General features: G+C 71.0%; 15 protein-coding genes and 2 riboswitches. Of the genes, 11 read left to right on the top strand and 4 right to left on the bottom strand.

The features are described from left to right. Positions 1-6: 6 nt before the first annotated feature. Positions 7-1,344, bottom strand: a complete 1,338-nt coding sequence (locus CXR44_RS35855; protein WP_101790582.1) for an aminotransferase class V-fold PLP-dependent enzyme — start codon at positions 1,342-1,344, stop codon at positions 7-9. 46 nt (positions 1,345-1,390) lie between these two features. Then, a riboswitch (SAM riboswitch) is annotated at positions 1,391-1,506 on the bottom strand. A 110-nt stretch (positions 1,507-1,616) separates the two neighbouring features. On the opposite strand from CXR44_RS35855, the gene CXR44_RS35850 reads away from it, so the two are divergent. Both CXR44_RS35850 and CXR44_RS35845 read left to right on the top strand, forming a co-directional pair. After that, complete coding sequence (locus CXR44_RS35850; RefSeq protein WP_101790581.1) at positions 1,617-2,348, top strand: TerC family protein; 732 nt, start codon at positions 1,617-1,619, stop codon at positions 2,346-2,348. A 1-nt stretch (position 2,349) separates the two neighbouring features. Next, complete coding sequence (locus CXR44_RS35845) at positions 2,350-3,549, top strand: cytochrome P450 (RefSeq protein WP_101790580.1); 1,200 nt, start codon at positions 2,350-2,352, stop codon at positions 3,547-3,549. A 116-nt stretch (positions 3,550-3,665) separates the two neighbouring features. On the opposite strand, the gene CXR44_RS35840 is transcribed toward CXR44_RS35845, so the two are convergent. Beyond that, positions 3,666-4,628, bottom strand: a complete 963-nt coding sequence (locus CXR44_RS35840) for an SAM-dependent methyltransferase (RefSeq protein WP_101790579.1) — start codon at positions 4,626-4,628, stop codon at positions 3,666-3,668. A gap of 459 nt (positions 4,629-5,087) precedes the next feature. Between CXR44_RS35840 and CXR44_RS35835 the strand changes: the two genes are divergently transcribed. The 4 genes from CXR44_RS35835 to CXR44_RS35820 all read left to right on the top strand — a co-directional run bounded on the left by CXR44_RS35835 (position 5,088) and on the right by CXR44_RS35820 (position 10,177). Then, positions 5,088-5,978, top strand: a complete 891-nt coding sequence (locus CXR44_RS35835) for a Rossmann-like and DUF2520 domain-containing protein (RefSeq protein WP_101790688.1) — start codon at positions 5,088-5,090, stop codon at positions 5,976-5,978. After that, entirely contained in the window at positions 5,969-6,796 is an 828-nt protein-coding gene (gene panC, locus CXR44_RS35830; RefSeq protein ID WP_101790578.1) for a pantoate--beta-alanine ligase, read from the top strand. The genes CXR44_RS35835 and panC overlap by 10 nt, the downstream gene beginning before the upstream one ends. 77 nt (positions 6,797-6,873) lie before the next feature. Further along, positions 6,874-9,390, top strand: coding sequence for an L-aspartate oxidase (locus CXR44_RS35825; protein ID WP_101790577.1), 2,517 nt, complete (start codon positions 6,874-6,876; stop codon positions 9,388-9,390). A 4-nt stretch (positions 9,391-9,394) separates the two neighbouring features. Beyond that, the gene (locus tag CXR44_RS35820) at positions 9,395-10,177 is read left to right on the top strand and encodes a type III pantothenate kinase (RefSeq protein WP_101790576.1); all 783 of its coding nucleotides are present in this window, start codon (positions 9,395-9,397) and stop codon (positions 10,175-10,177) included. A 54-nt stretch (positions 10,178-10,231) separates the two neighbouring features. Here CXR44_RS35820 and CXR44_RS35815 read toward each other — a convergent pair whose 3' ends face one another. Beyond that, positions 10,232-10,738: a hypothetical protein gene (locus CXR44_RS35815; protein ID WP_101790575.1), complete on the bottom strand. Its 507-nt coding sequence runs from the start codon at positions 10,736-10,738 to the stop codon at positions 10,232-10,234. A 159-nt stretch (positions 10,739-10,897) separates the two neighbouring features. Between CXR44_RS35815 and lysX the strand changes: the two genes are divergently transcribed. Then, entirely contained in the window at positions 10,898-12,379 is a 1,482-nt protein-coding gene (gene lysX, locus CXR44_RS35810; protein WP_281260320.1) for a bifunctional lysylphosphatidylglycerol synthetase/lysine--tRNA ligase LysX, read from the top strand. A 50-nt stretch (positions 12,380-12,429) separates the two neighbouring features. Here lysX and CXR44_RS35805 read toward each other — a convergent pair whose 3' ends face one another. Beyond that, on the bottom strand, positions 12,430-13,473 hold the full coding sequence (locus tag CXR44_RS35805) for a C40 family peptidase (RefSeq protein ID WP_101790686.1): 1,044 nt from the start codon (positions 13,471-13,473) through the stop codon (positions 12,430-12,432). A gap of 5 nt (positions 13,474-13,478) precedes the next feature. Continuing rightward, a riboswitch (cyclic di-AMP (ydaO/yuaA leader) is annotated at positions 13,479-13,628 on the bottom strand. 265 nt (positions 13,629-13,893) lie between these two features. On the opposite strand from CXR44_RS35805, the gene CXR44_RS35800 reads away from it, so the two are divergent. From CXR44_RS35800 to CXR44_RS35785, 4 genes are all read left to right on the top strand, one after another. Next, positions 13,894-14,463 (top strand): amino-acid N-acetyltransferase, encoded by a 570-nt coding sequence (locus CXR44_RS35800; protein WP_101790574.1) that lies wholly within the window; start codon positions 13,894-13,896, stop codon positions 14,461-14,463. Between the two features lie 85 nt (positions 14,464-14,548). Further along, positions 14,549-16,855 carry an RDD family protein gene (locus CXR44_RS35795; RefSeq protein WP_101790573.1) on the top strand — a complete coding sequence of 769 codons (2,307 nt, stop codon included), beginning with the start codon at positions 14,549-14,551 and terminating at the stop codon, positions 16,853-16,855. Positions 16,856-16,965: 110 nt separating this feature from the next. Beyond that, complete coding sequence (locus CXR44_RS35790; protein WP_101790572.1) at positions 16,966-17,448, top strand: RDD family protein; 483 nt, start codon at positions 16,966-16,968, stop codon at positions 17,446-17,448. A gap of 514 nt (positions 17,449-17,962) precedes the next feature. After that, positions 17,963-18,295, top strand: a complete 333-nt coding sequence (locus CXR44_RS35785; protein WP_101790571.1) for a histone-like nucleoid-structuring protein Lsr2 — start codon at positions 17,963-17,965, stop codon at positions 18,293-18,295. Positions 18,296-19,020 lie beyond the last annotated feature (725 nt).

Here is a 19,020-nt window from a genome sequence, read left to right as displayed (position 1 = left end):
GCCGGGCTACCCGCGCGAGGCCAGGTCGCGCACGGCCGCGACCAGCCGGTCGACGTGCTCGTCGGTGGTGCCGATGCCGATCGACGCCCGCACCGCGGACGCCGTGCCGTCCTCGCAGCCGCCGCCGGACTCGCCCAGCAGGTGCCGCAGGAACGGGTGCGCGCAGAACTTCCCGTCGCGCACGCCGATCCCGTACTCGGCGGACAGCACCTCGGCGACCTCCCGCGCCGGGATGCCGTCCACGGTGAAGGAGACGATGCCGACGCGCGGGTGGTCAGGCCCCCACAGCGACAGCTCGCGCACCCCGTCGACGGCGGCCAGCCCGGCGCGCAGCCGGGCGACGAGCCGCTCCTCCTCGCGCACGAGCGCGGTCCAGCCGGTGGCGGTCAGCGCGTCGCAGGCGGCGGCGACGGCGATGGCGCCCAGCACGTTCGGCGTGCCCGCCTCGTGCCGCGGCTCCGGGTCGTCGTGCCAGTCGACGCCCTCCGGCCCCTCACCGGGGGTTCCCACCGCGCGGACCGCGCCGCCGCCCTTGAGGTACGGCTCGCCCGCCGCGAGCCAGTCACGCCGCCCGATCAGCACGCCGGCGCCGAACGGCGCGTAGAGCTTGTGCCCGGAGAAGGCGACGTAGTCCAGGTCGAGAGCGGTCAGGTTGAGCCGCCGGTGCGGCACGAGCTGGGCGGCGTCCACCAGGATGCGGGCGCCGTGGCGGTGCGCGATGTGCGCCAGGGCGGCGATCGGCCACAGCTCGCCGGTGACGTTGGAGGCGGCGGTGACCACGAGCAGCTTGGGCCCGTCGACGGCGGCCAGCGCCTCGTCGGCCGCGCGCACCGCCGCACCGGGGAACGCCGGCGGCGCCAGCCGTACGGACCGCTCCCAGGGCAGCAGGGAGGCGTGGTGCTCGCTGTCGAAGACCACCGTGGTGGTGCCCTCGGGCAGGCAGCGGGCGAGCAGGTTGGTGGCGTCGGTGGTGTTGCGGGTGAAGATCACGGCGTCGTCGGGGCGGGCGCCCGCGAACGCCCGTACGGTGTGGCGGGCCTGCTCGTAGCGGGCGGTGGTGAGCTGGGAGGCGTACCCCGCGCCGCGGTGCACGCTGGAGTAGGCCGGGAGCGCGGCGGCGACGGCGGCGCTGACCGGCTCCAGACAGGGGGCGCTGGCCGCGTAGTCCAGGTTGGCGTACCCGACCAGCCGGCCGCCCTTGACCGGCACCTCCAGGTCGGCGCCCAGCACGGCGGGGACGGGGCGCGGCGCGGCGGGCTGGGCGTCCTGGGGCGCGGCGGGCTGGGCGTCCTGGGACGCGGCGGCCTGGGCGGGCACGGAACCGAAGATCGTCAGAGTGGACACGGCGAAACCTCCTACGGGGCCATCGGGCCCCCGGAAGTAGCCATGGAGCCCGCGCTTGCCCGCCACACCTCGTGACGGACCAGGTCCTCACCCGGGGCACCCCGCCGCGGACGCGAGGGTTGCCGGCCAGCGAGCCGGGGCTTGGCGCTGGCGCTCATGACCTACGAGCTGCACTATAACCGACACCCGCCCGTGACTCGCAACCGCGAACTATCGGGAGGCTTCAGACGTTGCCCTCGGGTACACCCCCCTAAGAGCAACGGAGGTAGGACATGTTGGACTGGGTGACAGACCCGCAGATCTGGATAGGGTTCTTCACCCTTGTGGCCCTGGAGATCGTGCTCGGCATCGACAACATCATCTTCATCTCCATCCTGGCCGGGAAACTGCCGCCCGAGCAGCGCGACAGGGCGCGGGTGCTGGGTCTCGGGGCCGCGCTGATCTCGCGGCTGCTCCTGCTGCTGGCGCTGTCGTGGGTGGTGCGGCTGACGGAGCCGTTGTTCGAGGTGTTCGGGCAGGAGATATCGGGGCGCGACCTCATCCTCCTGCTGGGCGGGCTCTTCCTGCTCGCCAAGAGCGTGACCGAGATCGGGCACAGCATGGAGCTGAAGGGAGACGACGGCAAGAAGAGGGCCGCCACCTCCTTCGCCTCGGTCATCGTCCAGATCATGATCCTGGACGTCGTCTTCTCCCTCGACTCGGTGATCACCGCGGTCGGCATGGTGGACGAGCTGGGCGTGATGGTGGCGGCGGTGATCGTGGCGGTCCTCGTGATGCTCGTCGCCTCGGGGCCGATCAGCAGGTTCGTGGACCGGCACCCCAGCATCAAGATGCTGGCCCTGGCGTTCCTCGTGCTCATCGGCGTGGTCCTCATCGCCGAGGGGCTCGACCAGCACATCCCCAAGGGCTACATCTACTTCGCGATGGCGTTCTCGGTCGTCGTCGAGATGCTCAACATCCGGATGCGGAGCCGGCACGCCAAGCAGCGGCAGGTCACTCCGTAAGATGCAGGGTGTGCGCTTTGACCCCTGGAATCCGGATTTCGTCGCCCACCCCTACGACGCCTACGCCGAGCTGCGGCGTGCGGCGCCCGTCAGCTACTTCGAGCCCACGGGACAGTGGCTGATCCCCCGGTACGCCGACGTCAACGCCCTGCTCAGGGACCGCCGGCTGGGCCGGTCCTATCTCCACGTGGCCACGCACGAGGAGTTCGGGCGGGCGGCGGAGCCGGACTTCCAGGAGCCGTTCTGGCGGGTGGTCAGGGCCGGCATGCTCGACGTCGAGCCGCCGGTCCACACCCGGCTGCGCCGTCTGGTCTCGCGGGCGTTCACGCCGCGCATGGTCGAGTCGCTACGGCCCCGGGTCCGGGCCATCGCCGCCGGCCTGGTCGACACGTTCGTGGAGAAGGGCGGCGGCGACCTGATCGCCGAGGTGGCCGAGCCGCTGCCGGTGACGGTCATCGCCGACATGCTGGGCGTGCCCGAGGCCGACCGCCCGCTGCTGCGCCCCTGGTCGGCGGACATCTGCGGCATGTACGAGCTCAACCCGTCGCCCGAGGCGCAGCACACGGCGGTCCGGGCGGCGGACGAGTTCGCCGGCTACCTCAGGGAACTGGCCCGTGAGCGCGCCGCCCGCCCCGGCGACGACCTGATCTCGGCCCTCGCCCGGATCGACGAGCTGACCGAGGACGAGCTGGTCGGCACCTGCGTGCTGCTGCTCAACGCGGGCCACGAGGCCACCGTGAACGTGACGGGCAACGGCTGGTGGTCGCTGTTCCGCAACCCCGCCGAGCTGGCCCGGCTGCGCGCGGACCGGAGCCTGCTGCCCACGGCGGTCGAGGAGCTGATGCGGTGGGACACCCCGCTGCAGATGTTCGAGCGGTGGGTGCTGGAGGACATCGAGGTGCACGGCACCCGGATCCCGCGCGGGACCGAGGTGGCGCTGCTGTTCGGCTCGGCCAACCGGGACCCCGAGGTGTTCGCCGACCCCGACCGGCTCGACGTGGGTCGCGCCGACAACCCGCACATCTCGTTCGGCGCGGGCATCCACTTCTGCCTCGGCGCGCCGCTGGCCCGCATCGAGCTGATCGAGTCGTTCGGGGCGCTGCTGGACCGGGCCGACCGGCTGGAGCTGGTCCGCGAGCCGGAGTGGAAGCCCGGTTACGTCATCCGCGGGCTCCACTCGCTGGACCTCGCGGTCTCCTAGCGGCCTCGGGAGCGGATCACCGGGTCTGGGCGAGCCGGCCGAAGCCGCCCAGCCCGTTCGGGTCGATCACCGGGTCTGGGCGAGCCGGCCGAAGCCGCCCAGCCCGTTCGGGTCGATCAGCGGGTCTGGGCGAGCCAGCCGAAGCCGCCCAGCCCGTTCGGATCGATCAGCTCTCCCTCCTGCGAGGCGCGCGCCAGCGCCCGCAGGTAGCCGTGCGGATCCTGCCGCGCCAGCTCCAGAGGCGGGCGGCTGCCGGTGAGGCCCAGCGCCCGCAGCGCCGCGCGCTGTGTGGACAAGGTTGTGGATATCGCACCGGCCCGCTCGCCGGCCTCGGCGCAGGCGTCGAGCGCCACATGCGCCGTGATGTCGCAGGTGCCGTCCGGTATGGGCGTCACGACCGAGCCGTCACGGTATCCGGTGAGCGTCCCATGTGCCGGACGGTTATCCACAGGGTGTGCATAATCGATGGCGATCGCCCGGCCCCGGACGAGCCGGGACACGACCGACGCCCAGGCGGCGTCCCTGGGCCCGCCCAGCTCGGCGCGCGCGCCCAGGGCGGTCAGCGGCCACCATCGGTCGAGCCACGCCCGCTCGGCGGGTCCCGGCGGGTCGCCGAGCCGCTCCTCGCCCGTACGGGTGTCCACCATGACCAGGCGCGGCCCGTCGGAGGTCTGCTCGGCCACGTCGAGCGGGATGTTGTCCAGCCACTCGTTCGCGATGGCCAGCCCGTGGATCCGGGGCGGGACGGTGGCACTCCAGGTGATCTGCTCGGGCAGGCCGGCGGGTCGCGGGGACAGCTCGACGGCCGTGACGCGCAGCCGCTCGCGCAGCTTCGGGTCCGCCGCCTCCAGCACGTGAACCGCCAGCAGGCCCTCGCCGGCGCCGATGTCGACCAGGTCGAGCACGGGCGGCCCGCCCAGCTCGGCGTCCACCTCCATCAGCAGCCCGAGGACCGCCCCGGCGAACGCCGGGGAGGCGCTGACCGAGGTGCGGAAGTGACCCGAGGGGCGTTCGCGCAGGTAGAAGCCGTCCTCGCCGTAGAGCGCACGCTCCATCGCGGCACGCCAGGTGAGCCACATGCCTGGACTATCTCATGATCAGCCCGGCCACGTGACGCGTTCACATGACCGCGCGTTGTGGTGCTCGTACGGCCGGCTTTGCGATGCCCCCGTGATGTCGCCCGTGGCGTCGGCTGAGAGGTCGTCGCGGGACGGCGCGACAGGACGGGGAGCCCGGGCCGTCGGCGGATCCGGGCTCCGTCCTCGGGCCGGCCCGGTCGGCGGCCGGCCGGCCGCGAGCGCGCACCTCCCGAGGGGCCCCTGGTCAGGGGCGGGCGTCGGGTCCGGCGGTGAACTCGGCGCCCGCTGCCATCCGGTCAACCCCTCTCCTCATCTCTTCCGACAGGGGGTGCACCGACTCGTCTTCCCTTGTCGCATTTGTCGCTAACTCAACATGCGGCAAAACCCCCGTCACGTGCGCAGTCAGGCTGGGCCGTTACGCTGGGCGGCAGTGCCATCAGGTCGACAGGGGTGGACGTCATGGACGCAAACGATCGGCCGGCACGGCTGGCCGTCGGGGTGCTGGGAGCAGGTCGTGTGGGCTCCGCGCTCGGCGCGGCGCTCGCGCAGGCGGGACACCGGGTCGTCGCGGCGAGCGGCGTGTCCGACGCCTCGATCCGCTGGGCCGCCGAGCGGCTGGGTGTCGTGCCGGTACGGCCCGAGGACGTGGTCGCGGCGGCGGAGCTGATCCTGCTCACGGTGCCCGACGACGTGCTGCCCGACCTGGTGAACGGGCTGGCCGCCACCGGGGTCGAGCTGCGGGGCAAGCTGCTCGTGCACACCAGCGGCGCCTACGGCCTGTCGGTGCTGGAGCCGGCCTCCAGGATGGGGGCGCTGCCCTTCGCGCTGCATCCGGTGATGACGTTCACCGGCCGCGACGACGACCTCAACCGGATCACCGGCTGCTCCTTCGGGGTGACGGCGCCCGACCAGCTGCGGCCCATCGCCGAGGCGCTGGTCATCGAGATGGGCGGCGAGCCGGTGTGGATCGCCGACTCCGACCGCGCCCTCTACCACGCGGCGCTGGCCGGGGCGGCCAACCACATGGTCACGCTCATCGCCGAGTCGTCGGAGCTGCTGCGGCGCATCGGCGTCGACCATCCCGGCCGGATGCTCGGCCCGCTGCTCGGCGCGGCCCTGGACAACGTGCTGCGGCTGGGCATCGCCGGGCTCACCGGCCCCGTGGTGCGCGGCGACGCGGGCACCGTGCGCAAGCACGTGGACGCGCTCATCCTCGCGGCACCCGAGGCGGCGGACGCCTACGTCGCGCTCGCTAGGCTCACGGCCGACCGCGCGCTCGCCGCCGGGCTGCTCAAGCCCGAGGAGGCCGAGCGCCTGCTGGACGCGCTGGGAGGCAACATATGGACCTGATCGTCGCCGAGGACCGGTCCGACCTGGTCAAGGCCCGAGGGGAGGGGCGGGTGGCGCTGGTGCCCACGATGGGCGCGCTGCACGAGGGCCACCGCGCGCTGATCCGCGCGGCCCGCGGTCGTGCCGCCCAGGTCGTGGTGAGCATCTTCGTCAACCCGCTGCAGTTCGGGCCGAACGAGGACTACTCGCGCTACCCCCGTACGTTCGACGCCGATCTGGAGGCGTGCCGGGAGGAGGGCGTGAGCGTGGTGTTCGCCCCCTCGGTGGAGACCATGTACCACCCCGACCGCCAGGTCGGGGTCAGCTCGGGCGTCATGGGCACGCTCGTGGAGGGCGCCAGCCGGCCGGGCCACTTCGACGGCGTGCTCACGGTCGTGCTCAAGCTGTTCCATCTGGTGGGCCCCGACCTCGCGGTCTTCGGTCAGAAGGACGCCCAGCAGCTCGCCCTGATCCGCCGCATGGTCGCCGACCTCGACCTGCCGATCGAGATCCTCGGCGTGCCCACCGTCCGCGAGCCCGACGGGCTCGCCCTGTCGAGCCGCAACCGCTACCTGTCCGCCGGCGACCGAGGGGTGGCCCTGTCACTGTCGCGCGCCCTGAGGGCGGGCGCCGGGCAGTCCACGCCCGCTGCGGTCCGGGCGGCGGCGCGGGCGGTGCTGGACGAGGCGCCCCCGGCGCTGGCCGTCGACTACCTGGTGCTCGTCGATCCGGCCACGTTCACCGAGGTGCCCGACTCCTACGCCGGGGAGGCCGTGCTCGCGGTGGCCGCCAAGGTCGGCACCACCCGTCTCATCGACAACGTCGTCGTCACGCTGTAGCCCCTCCCCGGGGTCGGGGCATCGGACGGCAGGCGTTATCGTCATTGTGACGAAATCACGCTGACAAGGGGACCCCCATGAGTGCACCCGCGATCCCGCTGCGGCTGACCGCTCCCGCTCCCGGCTGGGTCGCGGAGGCCGACGTGGTCGTCGTCGGCTCCGGTATCGCCGGGCTCACCGTGGCGCTGCGGTACGCCGAGCTCGACCCCACCGCCAAGGTCCTGGTCGTCACCAAGGACGTGCTCTCCTCCGGCTCGACGCGGTGGGCGCAGGGCGGCATCGCGGCCGTGCTCGATCCCGACGACACCCCCGAGGAGCACCTGAACGACACGCTGCTCGCCGGCGTCGGCCTGTGCGACGTGCGGGCCGTGCGGACGCTCGTCACCGAGGGGCCCGACGCCCTGCGACGGCTGATGGCGCGGGGCGCGCGCTTCGACCGGACCGACGGCGGGCGGCTGCAGCTCACCCGCGAGGGCGGGCATCGGCGCGACCGCATCGTGCACGCCGGCGGAGACGCCACGGGCGCCGAGGTGCAGCGCGCCCTGGTCGAGGCGGTGCGGGCGAGCGCAATCGAGGTCGTCGAGCACGCTCTGGTGCTCGACCTGCTCAAGGACGCGGAAGGCCGGGCCAGGGGCGTGACGCTGCACGTCATGGGCGAGGGCGCGCGCGACGGCGTGGGCGCCGTGCACGCCGGCGCCGTGGTCCTGGCCACCGGCGGCATGGGCCAGGTCTACTCCGCCACGACCAACCCCGTCGTCTCCACCGGTGACGGCGTGGCGCTGGCGTTGCGGGCCGGGGCGGTCGTCCGGGACCTGGAGTTCGTCCAGTTCCATCCCACGGTGCTCTGGCTCGGCGAGGGCTCGACCGGCCAGCAGCCGTTGATCTCCGAGGCGGTCCGGGGCGAGGGCGCGATCCTCGTCGACCACGACGGCACGGCGTTCATGCGCGACGTGCACGAGCTGGCCGACCTGGCCCCGCGTGACGTGGTGGCCAAGGCCATCATGCGCAAGATGCGCGAGAGCGGGCGCGACCACATGCTGCTTGACGGCCGTCACTTCGGCGAGGAGCGGTGGCGGTCCAGGTTCCCCACCATCTACGCCGTCTGCCGCGAGCACGGCATCGACCCGGTCCACCAGCCGATCCCGGTCGCCCCGGCCGCCCACTACGCCAGCGGCGGCGTCCGTACCGACCTGAGGGGGCGCACGTCCGTCGAGGGCCTGTACGCGTGCGGCGAGGTCGCCTGCACCGGCGTGCACGGCGCCAACCGGCTGGCGTCGAACTCGCTGCTGGAGGGGCTGGTGTTCGCCGAGCGCATCGCCGCGGACATCCACGCCGCAGGCCGGCCGGAGCGGGGCGAGCCCGTCGCGAGCCCGGCGCCGGGCGGTCTGGTCGACCCCCGTGCCAGGACCCGGATCCAGGCGCACATGAGCAGCGGAGCCGGTGTCCTGCGGGCCCGCGACTCCCTGGCCGGCACCGCCAGGGCGCTGCGCGACGCCCTCTGGACGCCCGTCCGGGTGGCGCCCTGCACCGAGTCCTGGGAGACGACGAACCTGCTCACCGTCGCCACCGTGCTCGCCGCCGCCGCGGCCGCCCGGCTGGAGACGCGCGGCTCGCACTGGCGAGAGGACCACCCGGAGCGGGACGACGACGAATGGCTGGGTCACCTGGACGTGACCCTGACCGAGGAGGGGCTGCAGATGACCTACACGCCGCACGTCGACACCGTCCCGGCGCGCCTGGCCCAGGAGCTCACCTCCGCCGGGCTCGACCCGGCGGAGGTGAACGCGCTCCTCGACCGGGCGCTCGCCGAGGACCTCCAGGAGGCCGGCGACGTGACGAGCCTGGCGACGATCCCGGCCGGGCAGCGGGCGGCGGCCGACGTGGTCGCCCGCGCCGACGGCGTCGTGGCCGGGCTCGCCGTCGCCGAGGCCGTCTTCGTCCGGCTGGGCGCCGACCGTGCCGAGCGCCGGGCCAAGGACGGGGAGCGCGTCAGGAGGGGCGAGGTGCTGATGACCGTCGAGGGCCCCGTCCGCGGCCTGCTGACGGCCGAACGCACGGCGCTCAACCTGCTGACGCACCTGTCGGGCGTCGCCACGCTCACCGCCAGGTGGGTGGCGGAGGTCGAGGGCACCCGGGCGCGCGTGCGCGACAGCCGCAAGACCCTGCCGGGGCTGCGGTCGCTGGAGAAGTACGCCGTGCGCTGCGGAGGCGGGGTCAACCACCGGATGTCGCTGTCGGACGCGGCCCTGATCAAGGACAACCACGTGGTGGCCGCGGGCGGCGTCGCCGAGGCGTTCCGCGCGGTCCGCGACCGCTACCCGGACCTGCTGATCGAGGTCGAGGTGGACCGGATCGACCAGATCGAGCCGGTGCTCGCCGAGGGCGCGGAGGAGATCCTTCTCGACAATTTCACTATCAAGGACCTAGCTCTTGCCGTTCAAATCGTGAAAAATCGGGCGCGACTGGAGGCGAGCGGGGGGTTGACCTTGGAATCGGCCCGTGATGTGGCCGAAACTGGCGTCGACTACCTTGCGGTGGGAGCGCTCACCCACTCGGCGCCGGCCCTTGACATCGCACTGGACCTACGGGGGTAATCGGATGCTGCTCACGATCGACGTCGGCAACACGCACACGGTGCTCGGCCTGTTCGAGGGAGAGGACGTCATCGAGCACTGGCGCCTCGCCACCGACCCGCGCCGCACCGCCGACGAGATCGCCGTCGTGCTCCAGGGCCTGCTCGGACAGTCCCCGCTGCTCAAGGGAGCCGACATCAGCGGCATCGCGATCTGTTCCACCGTGCCGAGCGTGCTCAACGAGATGCGCGAGATGTGCCGCCGCTACTACGGCGACGTGACCGCCGTCATCGTGGAGCCCGGAGTGCGCACCGGCGTGCCGGTCCGCATGGACAACCCCAAGGAGGTCGGCAGCGACCGCATCGTCAACGCGCTGGCCGCCATCGACCAGTACGGCGGCCCCTGCGTCATCGTCGACTTCGGCACCGCGACCTCCTTCGACGCCGTGTCGGCCAAGGGCGAGTACGTGGGCGCCGTCACCGCCCCCGGCATCGAGATCTCCGTGGACGCCCTGGCCGCGGCGGGCGCCCAGCTGCACAAGGTCGAGCTGATCAGGCCCCGCTCGGTCATCGCCAAGAACACCGTCGAGGCGCTCCAGGCCGGCATCATCTACGGCTTCGCCGGCCAGGTCGACGGCATCGTCGAACGGATGGCGGCCGAGCTGGCCGACGACCCCGACGAGGTGACCGTGGTGGCCACCGGCGGGCACGCGGGCCTGGTGATGGGCGAGGCCCGCTCGATCGACGTCCACGAGCCGTGGCTGACGCTCATCGGCCTGCGGCTCATCTACCAGCGCAACACCTCCTGACACGCGACGAGCGGCCCCCCGCTCGGGAAGGGGGCCGCTCGTGGTCCTCGACGGCTACTCGGTCTCGGCCGTGTAGAGGTAGCTCCAGTGACCGCACCGGGTGGGGTGGCCGCCGTGCGGGCCCACCTGGCAGACCTTGGCCCGCAGGCTGAAGACCTCGTCGGTCTCGAACTGGAACTTCTTGTAGCCGGGGAAGCCGCAGTACTTCTTGGTGTAGACGGTGGACCAGTCGTGGTCGAAGTCGGCGGCCTGGAACTTCACGTACGCGCACTTGCCGCCCTTGGCGTAGGTCCGGTTGTCCAGGTCGTACAGCCGGCCCCTGACGTGGACCGTGTTGGACTCCTGCTCGTCGTCCCACTCGACGCCGATCCAGCCCTGCGCCTTGGCCAGGCCGTGCCTGGCGTGGACGGGCCCCCAGGAGTCGGCGAAGTCGTAGCCCGCGGACGTCGCGGAGGCGGCGGTGGTGGCGGTCGTGGTGGCGCCGGCGGCGGACGGCAGCGCCAGGGCCATCGCGGTGGTGGCCGCGACGGCCAGCAGACCGGTCGCGATCTTCTTCATCATGATCTCTCCTCCGACTCTCCACCGGGCCGGCACCCTGCCGGTCCCCCCCAGGAGTCCCTGAGTCATGGGTACGCGAGAGGTCTTGCAGCGCCCCTTCAGCGCTCCTTCAGTGGCCCGACGAGCCCTTGCAGTTCGCCATATCCCCTACGCTTTGATGGTGTGAGCGACGAACTTCCCGAGCAGATGCGAATCCGGAGGGAGAAGCTCGACCGCCTTCGCAGCGAGGGCGTCGATCCTTACCCGGTCAACTTCCCGCGCACCGCGACCAACGCCGAGGTCCGGGAGCGCCACCAGGGCCTGGAGCCCGACACCGCCACCGGCGTCACGGTCGCGGTCGCGGGCCGCGTGATGCTCAACCGGGTGGGCGGCAAACTCTGCTTCGCCACGCTGCGCGACGGCAGCGGCGACCTCCAGGTCATGATCTCGCTCGACAAGGTGGGCGAGGAGTCTCTCGCCGCCTGGAAGCGCGACATCGACCTGGGCGACCACGTGGGCGTGGTCGGCGAGGTGATCACATCGCGCCGCGGCGAGCTGTCCATCCTGGCCGACCGCTGGGAGCTCACCGCCAAGTGCCTGCGTCCCCTGCCGGAGAAGCACATCGGCCTCACCGACCCCGAGGCCCGCGTCCGGCAGCGCTACGTCGACCTCATCGTCAACGACGAGGCCCGGCAGATGGCCCGCGTGCGCAGCGCCACCGTGCGCGCCGTACGCGACTTCTGGCACGAGGAGGGCTACCTCGAGGTCGAGACGCCGATGCTCCAGCCGATCCACGGCGGCGCGGCGGCCCGGCCGTTCCGGACCCACATCAACGCCTACGACATGGAGCTCTACCTTCGCATCGCGATCGAGCTCTACCTCAAGCGGCTGGTCGTCGGCGGCATCGAGAAGGTCTTCGAGATCAACCGCAACTTCCGCAACGAGGGCGCCGACTCGACGCACAACCCCGAGTTCACCATGCTCGAGGCCTACGGCACCTACCTCGACTACCACGACATGGCCGACCTGACGCAGCGGATGTACCAGAAGGCCGTGGTCGCCGCGCTCGGCACCACCGTGGTCAGGCACGGTGACACCGAGGTCGACCTCGGCCTGGAGCGGTGGCCCCGGGTGCCCCTCTACACCCTCGTCTCCGACGCGGTCGGCGAGGAGATCACCACCGGCACCCCGCTGGAGCGGGTGCGCGCGCTCGCCGACAAGCACGACGTCCACTGGGACCCCAAGTGGGGGCAGGGCAAGGTCGTCCAGGAGCTGTTCGAGGAGCTGGTGGAGCACACGCTCGTCCAGCCCACGTTCGTGATGGACTACCCGCTGGAGACCTCGCCGCTGGCCCGCACCCACCGCGACGACCCGCTGCTCACCGAGAAGTGGGACCTGATCGGGTTCGGCACCGAGCTGGGCACCGCCTACTCCGAGCTCAACGATCCGATCGAGCAGCGTCGCCGCCTGGTCGAGCAGTCGCTGCTGGCCGCCGGCGGCGACCCCGAGGCCATGCAGCTCGACGAGGACTTCCTGCAGGCCCTCGAGTACGCCATGCCCCCGACCGGCGGCATGGGCGCCGGCATCGACCGGATGATCATGGCCTTCACCGGCCGGAACATCCGGGAGACCATCCTCTTCCCGCTGGTCAAGCCGGCCCACTGAGCGCGGGCGGCGGGACACCCAGCCCGGTGTCCCGCCCCACCGGGCGGTGCTCAGTCGGCGATGCGGACGGCTCCCGCGTACGGGCGCCGGGCGATCGAGGCCACGCGCACCACGTCACCCGTGCGCGGCGCGTGGACCATCAGCCCGCCGCCGATGTAGATGCCGACGTGGTGCAGGTCGTTGTAGAAGAACACCAGGTCGCCGGCGCGCAGCTCCTCCTTGGAGATGTGCCGGCCGGAGGTCCACTGGCTGCCGGTGTAGTGCGGCAGCGAGATGCCGACCCGCTGGTAGGCCGCCATGACCAGGCCCGAGCAGTCGTAGGAGCTCGGGCCCTCCGCGCCCCAGACGTACGGCTTGAGCTGCTGCGTGAGCGCCCAGCGGGCGGCCTCGGCGGCCTTGCCGGAGCCGATCACGGGCAGGCTGACCCGCGTGGCCCTGGTGCCCGGCCGGCCGGCCTCGCCGACCGCGCGCCGGTAGAGGTTGCTCTCGACCTTGGCGACCATCGTCACGATCTTGTCGCGCTTGGCGCCGAGGTCGGCGACGAGCTTGCTGACCTCCGCCATGCGGGCACCGGCCTCGTCCCTGGCCCGCCTGGCCGACTCCATGGCGTCGAGGACCTGCTTGAGCTGCTCGCTCTGCTGCTGGGCCAGCGCGTACGAGGTGGCGGCGTGGTCGAGGAACCGCTCGGGGTCGCTGGAGCTGATGAAGGGCAGGGCCCGCCCCATGGTGCCGGAGATGTACTGGCTCTCGACCATCTGGGCGGCCTTGGCGCGCTTGGCCGCCAGGTCGGCCTCGCTGGCGGCCAGCGTCTTCCTGGCGGCCTCGGCCGTCTTCTTGGCGGACTTGAGCTTCTCCCGCTGGGCGTTGTACTGCTCGGCCAGCTTCTCGATGTCCACGTGCATCTGCTCGACCTGCTTGGCGAGCGAGTTCAGGGACGGCTCGGGGTCGGCCGCGGCAGGGGTGGCGCCGGCGAACAGAGCGGTGGCGGCGACGAGGGCGGTGCCGAGAAGGGCGAGACGGCGCGGGCCGGTCTGTTGCGGAGGGCGGGCGTGTGTGCCCGCTGAGGTCCTCTCGCGACCGCGCGTACGCTTCACCAATCGGCTCCTCTCATCGACGCCTACCGGGTTAGCTGACGGGTTCGGGCCGGAGCAGCCCTACCGAGCCGGAGCTCGGACTCACCCCGGACGGCGCACGGGCGCCGTCGGCGGGTCCCCGGTTCCCCGCACCGGGGATTGGGCGCGTCTCCACGCGGGACGCGCGGGTGACATCGTCGCTGGACACTAGTGCACGTTGGGTTGGTGCTCAACCAGAACTGCCAACTCTGTAGAGGTTCAGCCACTGAAGAGTCACAAGGTGGTGTCCTGTCCCGTCGCTCACGGGCGACTTTACGCCCTGTTTGCCCCTGCTTGGGTCGCAGGTGGTCTCCGTGGTGTACGCCAGAGCGATATGCCGGATGGAGCGGGACAGGTGGGATTTTGGTAGGAGCCGTAATGGGATCTGTACGCTGGTAACCCATGGAGCAGGTCGCCGCAGTGACAGTCCCTGACACCGAGGTCGTGGTGCGGCGTGCCCGCACGTCCGATGTCAGGACGATCAGGCGCCTGGTCGACACCTACGCCGGTGCGGGCCAACGCCTGCTGGAGAAGGCCACCGTCACGCTGTACGAGGACATCCAGGAGTTCTGGGTGGCCGAGCGGGGCGGGCAAGTCGTCGGATGTGGCGCGCTGCACGTTCTCTGGGAGGATCTGGCCGAGATCCGCACGGTCGCCGTGGACCCCGCGTCCCGGGGGCTGGGGATCGGGCACCGGATCGTCTCCGCGTTGATTCGCACGGCGAGGGATCTGGGGCTCAGGCGGGTTTTCTGCCTGACTTTCGAGGTCGACTTCTTCGCCAGGCACGGGTTCCGTCCCATTCAGGGCACCCCCGTCTCACCCGAGGTCTACGCCGAGCTGCTGGCCTCGTACGACGAGGGCGTGGCCGAGTTCCTCGATCTCGAACACGTCAAGCCGAACACCCTGGGCAACACCCGCATGCTGCTCCATCTGACATCGGGTGACACAGACCTTGACCGACTGGAAAGGTGATTGTTGATACCTATGTCGATACGTTGGGCGGCACAGGCATGTGTCCTGACACGTGCCACATGCGCACGCGAAGCGAGGTGACACGGTGAGCACCGGACAGCCGCCGTATCCACAGGACGATTCCGGCGAGCACGCTCCCGGGTCTCCTCCCTACGGACAGCACAACCCCAACCGCTCCCACGGCGAGCCCGACCCCGACGCGACGATCGTGGGCTACCGGGCCGACGACTACGCCCAGCCCGGCTACGGTCAGCAGGCTCAGTCCCAGCCCGGCTACGGCCAGGCGCAGCCCCAGTACGGTCAGCCCGGCCAGCAGTACGGTCAGCCCGGCTACGGCCAGCAGGGCCAGCCGCAGCCCGGCTACGGCCAGCAGGACCCCTCCGGCCAGCAGTACGGGCAGCAGGGCTACGGCCAGCAGGGCTACGGCCAGCAGTCGCAGTATGGTCAGCAGCCCGGTTCGCAGCCCGGCTACGGCCAACCCGACTACGGTCAGCCCGGTCAGCAGTACGGTCAGCCCGGCTACGGCCAGCAGGCGCAGTCCCAGCCGGGCTACGGCCAGCAGGACCCCTCCGGCCAGCAGTACGGGCAGCCGTCCTCCGGCCAGCAGTACGGCCAGCCCGGCTACGGCCAGCAGCCCCAGTACGGTCAGCAGCCCGGTTCGCAGCCCGACTACGGCCAGCCGAGCTACGGCGGCCAGCAGGGCCAGCCCGGCTACGGCCAGCAGCCGCCTTCGGGCCAGCAGTACGGGCAGCCCGGTTACGGCCAGCAGCCGCCTTCGGGTCAGCAGTACGGCCAGCCGGGCTACGGTCAGCAGGACCCGTCGGGTCAGCAGTACGGCCAGCCGGGCTACGGTCAGCAGGACCCGTCGGGTCAGCAGTACGGCCAGCCGGGCTACGGTCAGCAGGACCCGTCGGGTCAGCAGTACGGCCAGCCGGGCTACGGTCAGCAGGACCCGTCGGGTCAGCAGTACGGCCAGCCGGGCTACGGTCAGCAGGACCCGTCGGGTCAGCAGTACGGCCAGCCGGGCTACGGTCAGCAGGACCCGTCGGGTCAGCAGTACGGCCAGCCGGGCTACGGTCAGCAGGACCCGTCGGGTCAGCAGTACGGCCAGCCGGGCTACGGTCAGCAGGACCCGTCGGGTCAGCAGTACGGCCAGCCGGGCTACGGTCAGCAGGACCCGTCGGGTCAGCAGTACGGCCAGCCGGGCTACGGTCAGCAGGACCCGTCGGGTCAGCAGTACGGCCAGCCGGGCTACGGTCAGCAGGACCCGTCGGGTCAGCAGTACGGCCAGCCGGGCTACGGTCAGCAGGACCCGTCGGGTCAGCAGTACGGCCAGCCGGGCTACGGTCAGCAGGACCCGTCGGGTCAGCAGTACGGCCAGCCGGGCTACGGTCAGCAGGACCCGTCGGGTCAGCAGTACGGCCAGCCGGGCTACGGTCAGCAGGACCCGTCGGGTCAGCAGTACGGCCAGCCGGGCTACGGTCAGCAGGACCCGTCGGGTCAGCAGTACGGCCAGCCGGGCTACGGTCAGCAGGACCCGTCGGGTCAGCAGTACGGCCAGCCGGGCTACGGTCAGCAGGACCCGTCGGGTCAGCAGTACGGCCAGCCGGGCTACGGTCAGCAGGACCCGTCGGGTCAGCAGTACGGCCAGCCGGGCTACGGTCAGCAGGACCCGTCCGGTCAGCAGTACGGCCAGCCCGGTTACGGTCAGCAGGACCCGTCGGGTCAGCAGTACGGCCAGCAGCCCCAGTACGGGCAGCAGCCCCAGCAGGGCTACGGGCAGCCCGGCTACGGCCAGCCGGGCCAGTACGGGCAGCAGGGTTACGGGCAGCCCGCCTACGGCCAGGCGTACGGGAAGCCGGTGGGCGTGCAGCCTCCCGGCGCTCCCGCGCCGCTGGCCGAGTGGTGGCAGCGGCTGGTGGCGCGCATCATCGACGGCGTCATCTTCGGCGTGGTGACCTTCGTGGTGACAGCGATCTTCACGGGTCTCTTGGTCGCCACCTACAACTACGACAGCGGGCCCACGTCCGGCATGAGTGTCTTCCTCGTCGGGATCCTGGTGGCGCTGGTGCTCACGGCCATCTACATCGCCTACGAGTTCTTCATGACGAAGGCCAAGGGGCAGACCGTCGGCAAGATGGTCATGGGCATCAAGATCGTCCCTGTCGGCGGGCCGATGCTGGACGGTGGCCTGGCCACCGACGTGGCGCTCAAGCGGGCCGGTGTGACGTGGGGCGGTTACCTCCTGGCCGCGCTGCCCGTCACCTTCCTCGCGACGTTGCTCGCCTGGCTGGTCGTGGCCCTCAACGGCGCCTCCCAGCTCTGGGACAAGCCGCTGCAGCAGACCTTCGCCGACAAGGCCGGCGGAACGGTGGTGGTGAAGGTCAAGTAAGCCCTCCGGGGCACCGGACAGAGGTCGGCTGCTGGCCGGCCTCTGTTTTGTGTACCGGGGCCGTACCAAAATGGGAGACTGCCGGGTACGCCGATGGGCGGGGTGAGGTTATGGCCGGGACGCCGGCGGGCGCGGTGCCCGCGGAATGGTGGGAACGGCTTGCCGCGCGGCTCATTGAGGGCCTGGTCTTCGGAGTCTTCTATTACATTCTGTTCATCACGCTGTGGGGGGTCTTCCGGACTGTAGGGGTCCTGGACGTCTTCCACGGCCGGTTGCCGGGCATGTTCGCCTGGCTGCTCGCGGGGCTGGGTTATGCCGGCTACGACTGGTACGCCGTTTCCCGGGACGGGCGCACGTTCGGCAAGGCGATCATGAAGATTCGCGTCGTGCCGGACGACGTTCCGCGGTCGGCTCTGCTGAAACGCTCGCTTGTGTATCCGGGACCTGCCATGCTGATGGGCATTCCGGGCGTCAATGTGCTGGCCGGAATCTTCGCCTTCGCGGTCGGGATGCTCATCTTGATCGACAAGCCGCTGCAGCGTGGGCCCCATGACAGGCTTGCCGGAACGCTGGTCGTCAAAGATCTTCGTTGACCGGCGGGGATGCTGCCGGGGCTCCTTTCCGCAAAATTTTCGCTTGATCCGGTAAGGAGCCTGGAGAGACTGGCATTAGGCTATGGGGCATCTGGGTCGTCGATGTGGCGTCCCTGGCGCGCGTAGCCGCTCGGGCTGCCGCTATCGTCGGGTGCAGGCGGTTGTCGCCTAGTGCTGCATGAGGGCTGCTCATGCTCTGCCGCACCGCGTGGGCTTTAAGGGCGGCCCGGCCAAACCCCGTCCGCTGTGGAGGCGAGGACGAATGCAAGCCGTAACAGAGGTATTGTCAGCGCTCATCCCGCCGGCGGTCGTCGGGGGAGCCTTCATCTTTGGCGCGGTGAAGTTGCTGCGCGCCGAGGGGTCCTGGCGGCGTCCAAACCACCGGGATCAGGCCGAGTAGGGGCGACTGATCAGCGAGTCAGGGGAATCTCCGTACCGCTGAATTGTCTCCGCGCCTTTCCGGGTATATGTTTGGGCCAGCGAATGAACAATGCTCCGGGAAAGGATTGCGTAGATGGCCAAGCAGATCCAGGAGATTCTCATCGATGACCTCGATGGTGGCGAGGCCAATGAGACGGTCAGCTTCGCTATTGACGGCGCCTCCTATGAGATTGACCTCAGCGACCTTAACGCCAAGAAGCTCAGGGACGCCCTCTCGCCTTTCGTGCAGCACGCCCGCCGGGCCGGCGCCGTGTCCGCGCGGAAGAAGGGGCGTGGCGGGCAGCGTGCGATGAGCCGCGAGAAGAGCTCGGAGATCCGTCAGTGGGCCAAGGCTCACGGCCTGCCCGTGAGCGAGCGGGGCCGTATCGCCTCCACCGTCGTCGAGAAGTACGAAGCGGCTCACTGAACCGGCCGCTCGCGCTGACCATGCGCTTATGCCGCTCGCCTCGGACCCCGGCGAACGCCATAAGCGCATGATCATTTTCAGGGACCGTCCCGAATGCTGGACAGTCGATCGGTGAACGATCTTCAACTGCCCGTCTTTTGCGGGTTTTGGGCCTCCCGTCGTTCTCCTTCCCGTCCCCGAATGCCGTAGGCGCAAGCTCTTTTGCTCCGGCGCTCCACAAAAGACGTTTCTTCGGTCTGTCCCGTTCCAGGCGAGTCGACGTCGGCGGGCGACCCTTCCAGGGCACCGCCGTTCTGCGCGGCGCCACTCTCTTCCCCGCTCCCGTACGCTCCCCCTCCCGCCGGCTCGGGACGTCCGCCGAAGGCCACCCGGAACGGAAGGTGGGGCTCGTACGGACTCGTCACCGGCCGTTGGCGTTCCACCCACGCGGCACTGCCCGATTCCCCGGCGCGCTCACGCGAAACCGACGGGAATCTCGCGCGTCACTCCCTCAGCGCCCACAAGGCTGCTCCAGCGAAGGCCACCCGCCACCCACGACGGCTCCCGCGGTGAACCCTGGACGGCATGGGCGCGCACCCGTGAGACCAGGGCCGTGCGAGGCGAGAGACCCCCGGGTGCCCGCGCAGGCGACCTGCCGCCGGCAGCGTTCCGGGCCTTATCTCGATCGGATTGGCGGGGATTTGGGTCCGGCACGTAGGATGAGAACGTATGGGTTACGGACGCGA

Source organism: Nonomuraea indica (genome assembly GCF_002850745.1).
GTDB classification, from domain to species: domain Bacteria; phylum Actinomycetota; class Actinomycetes; order Streptosporangiales; family Streptosporangiaceae; genus Nonomuraea; species Nonomuraea indica.
The sequence above is the reverse complement of the archived record's forward strand: the minus strand, read 5'-3'. Positions and strand labels throughout refer to the sequence as shown.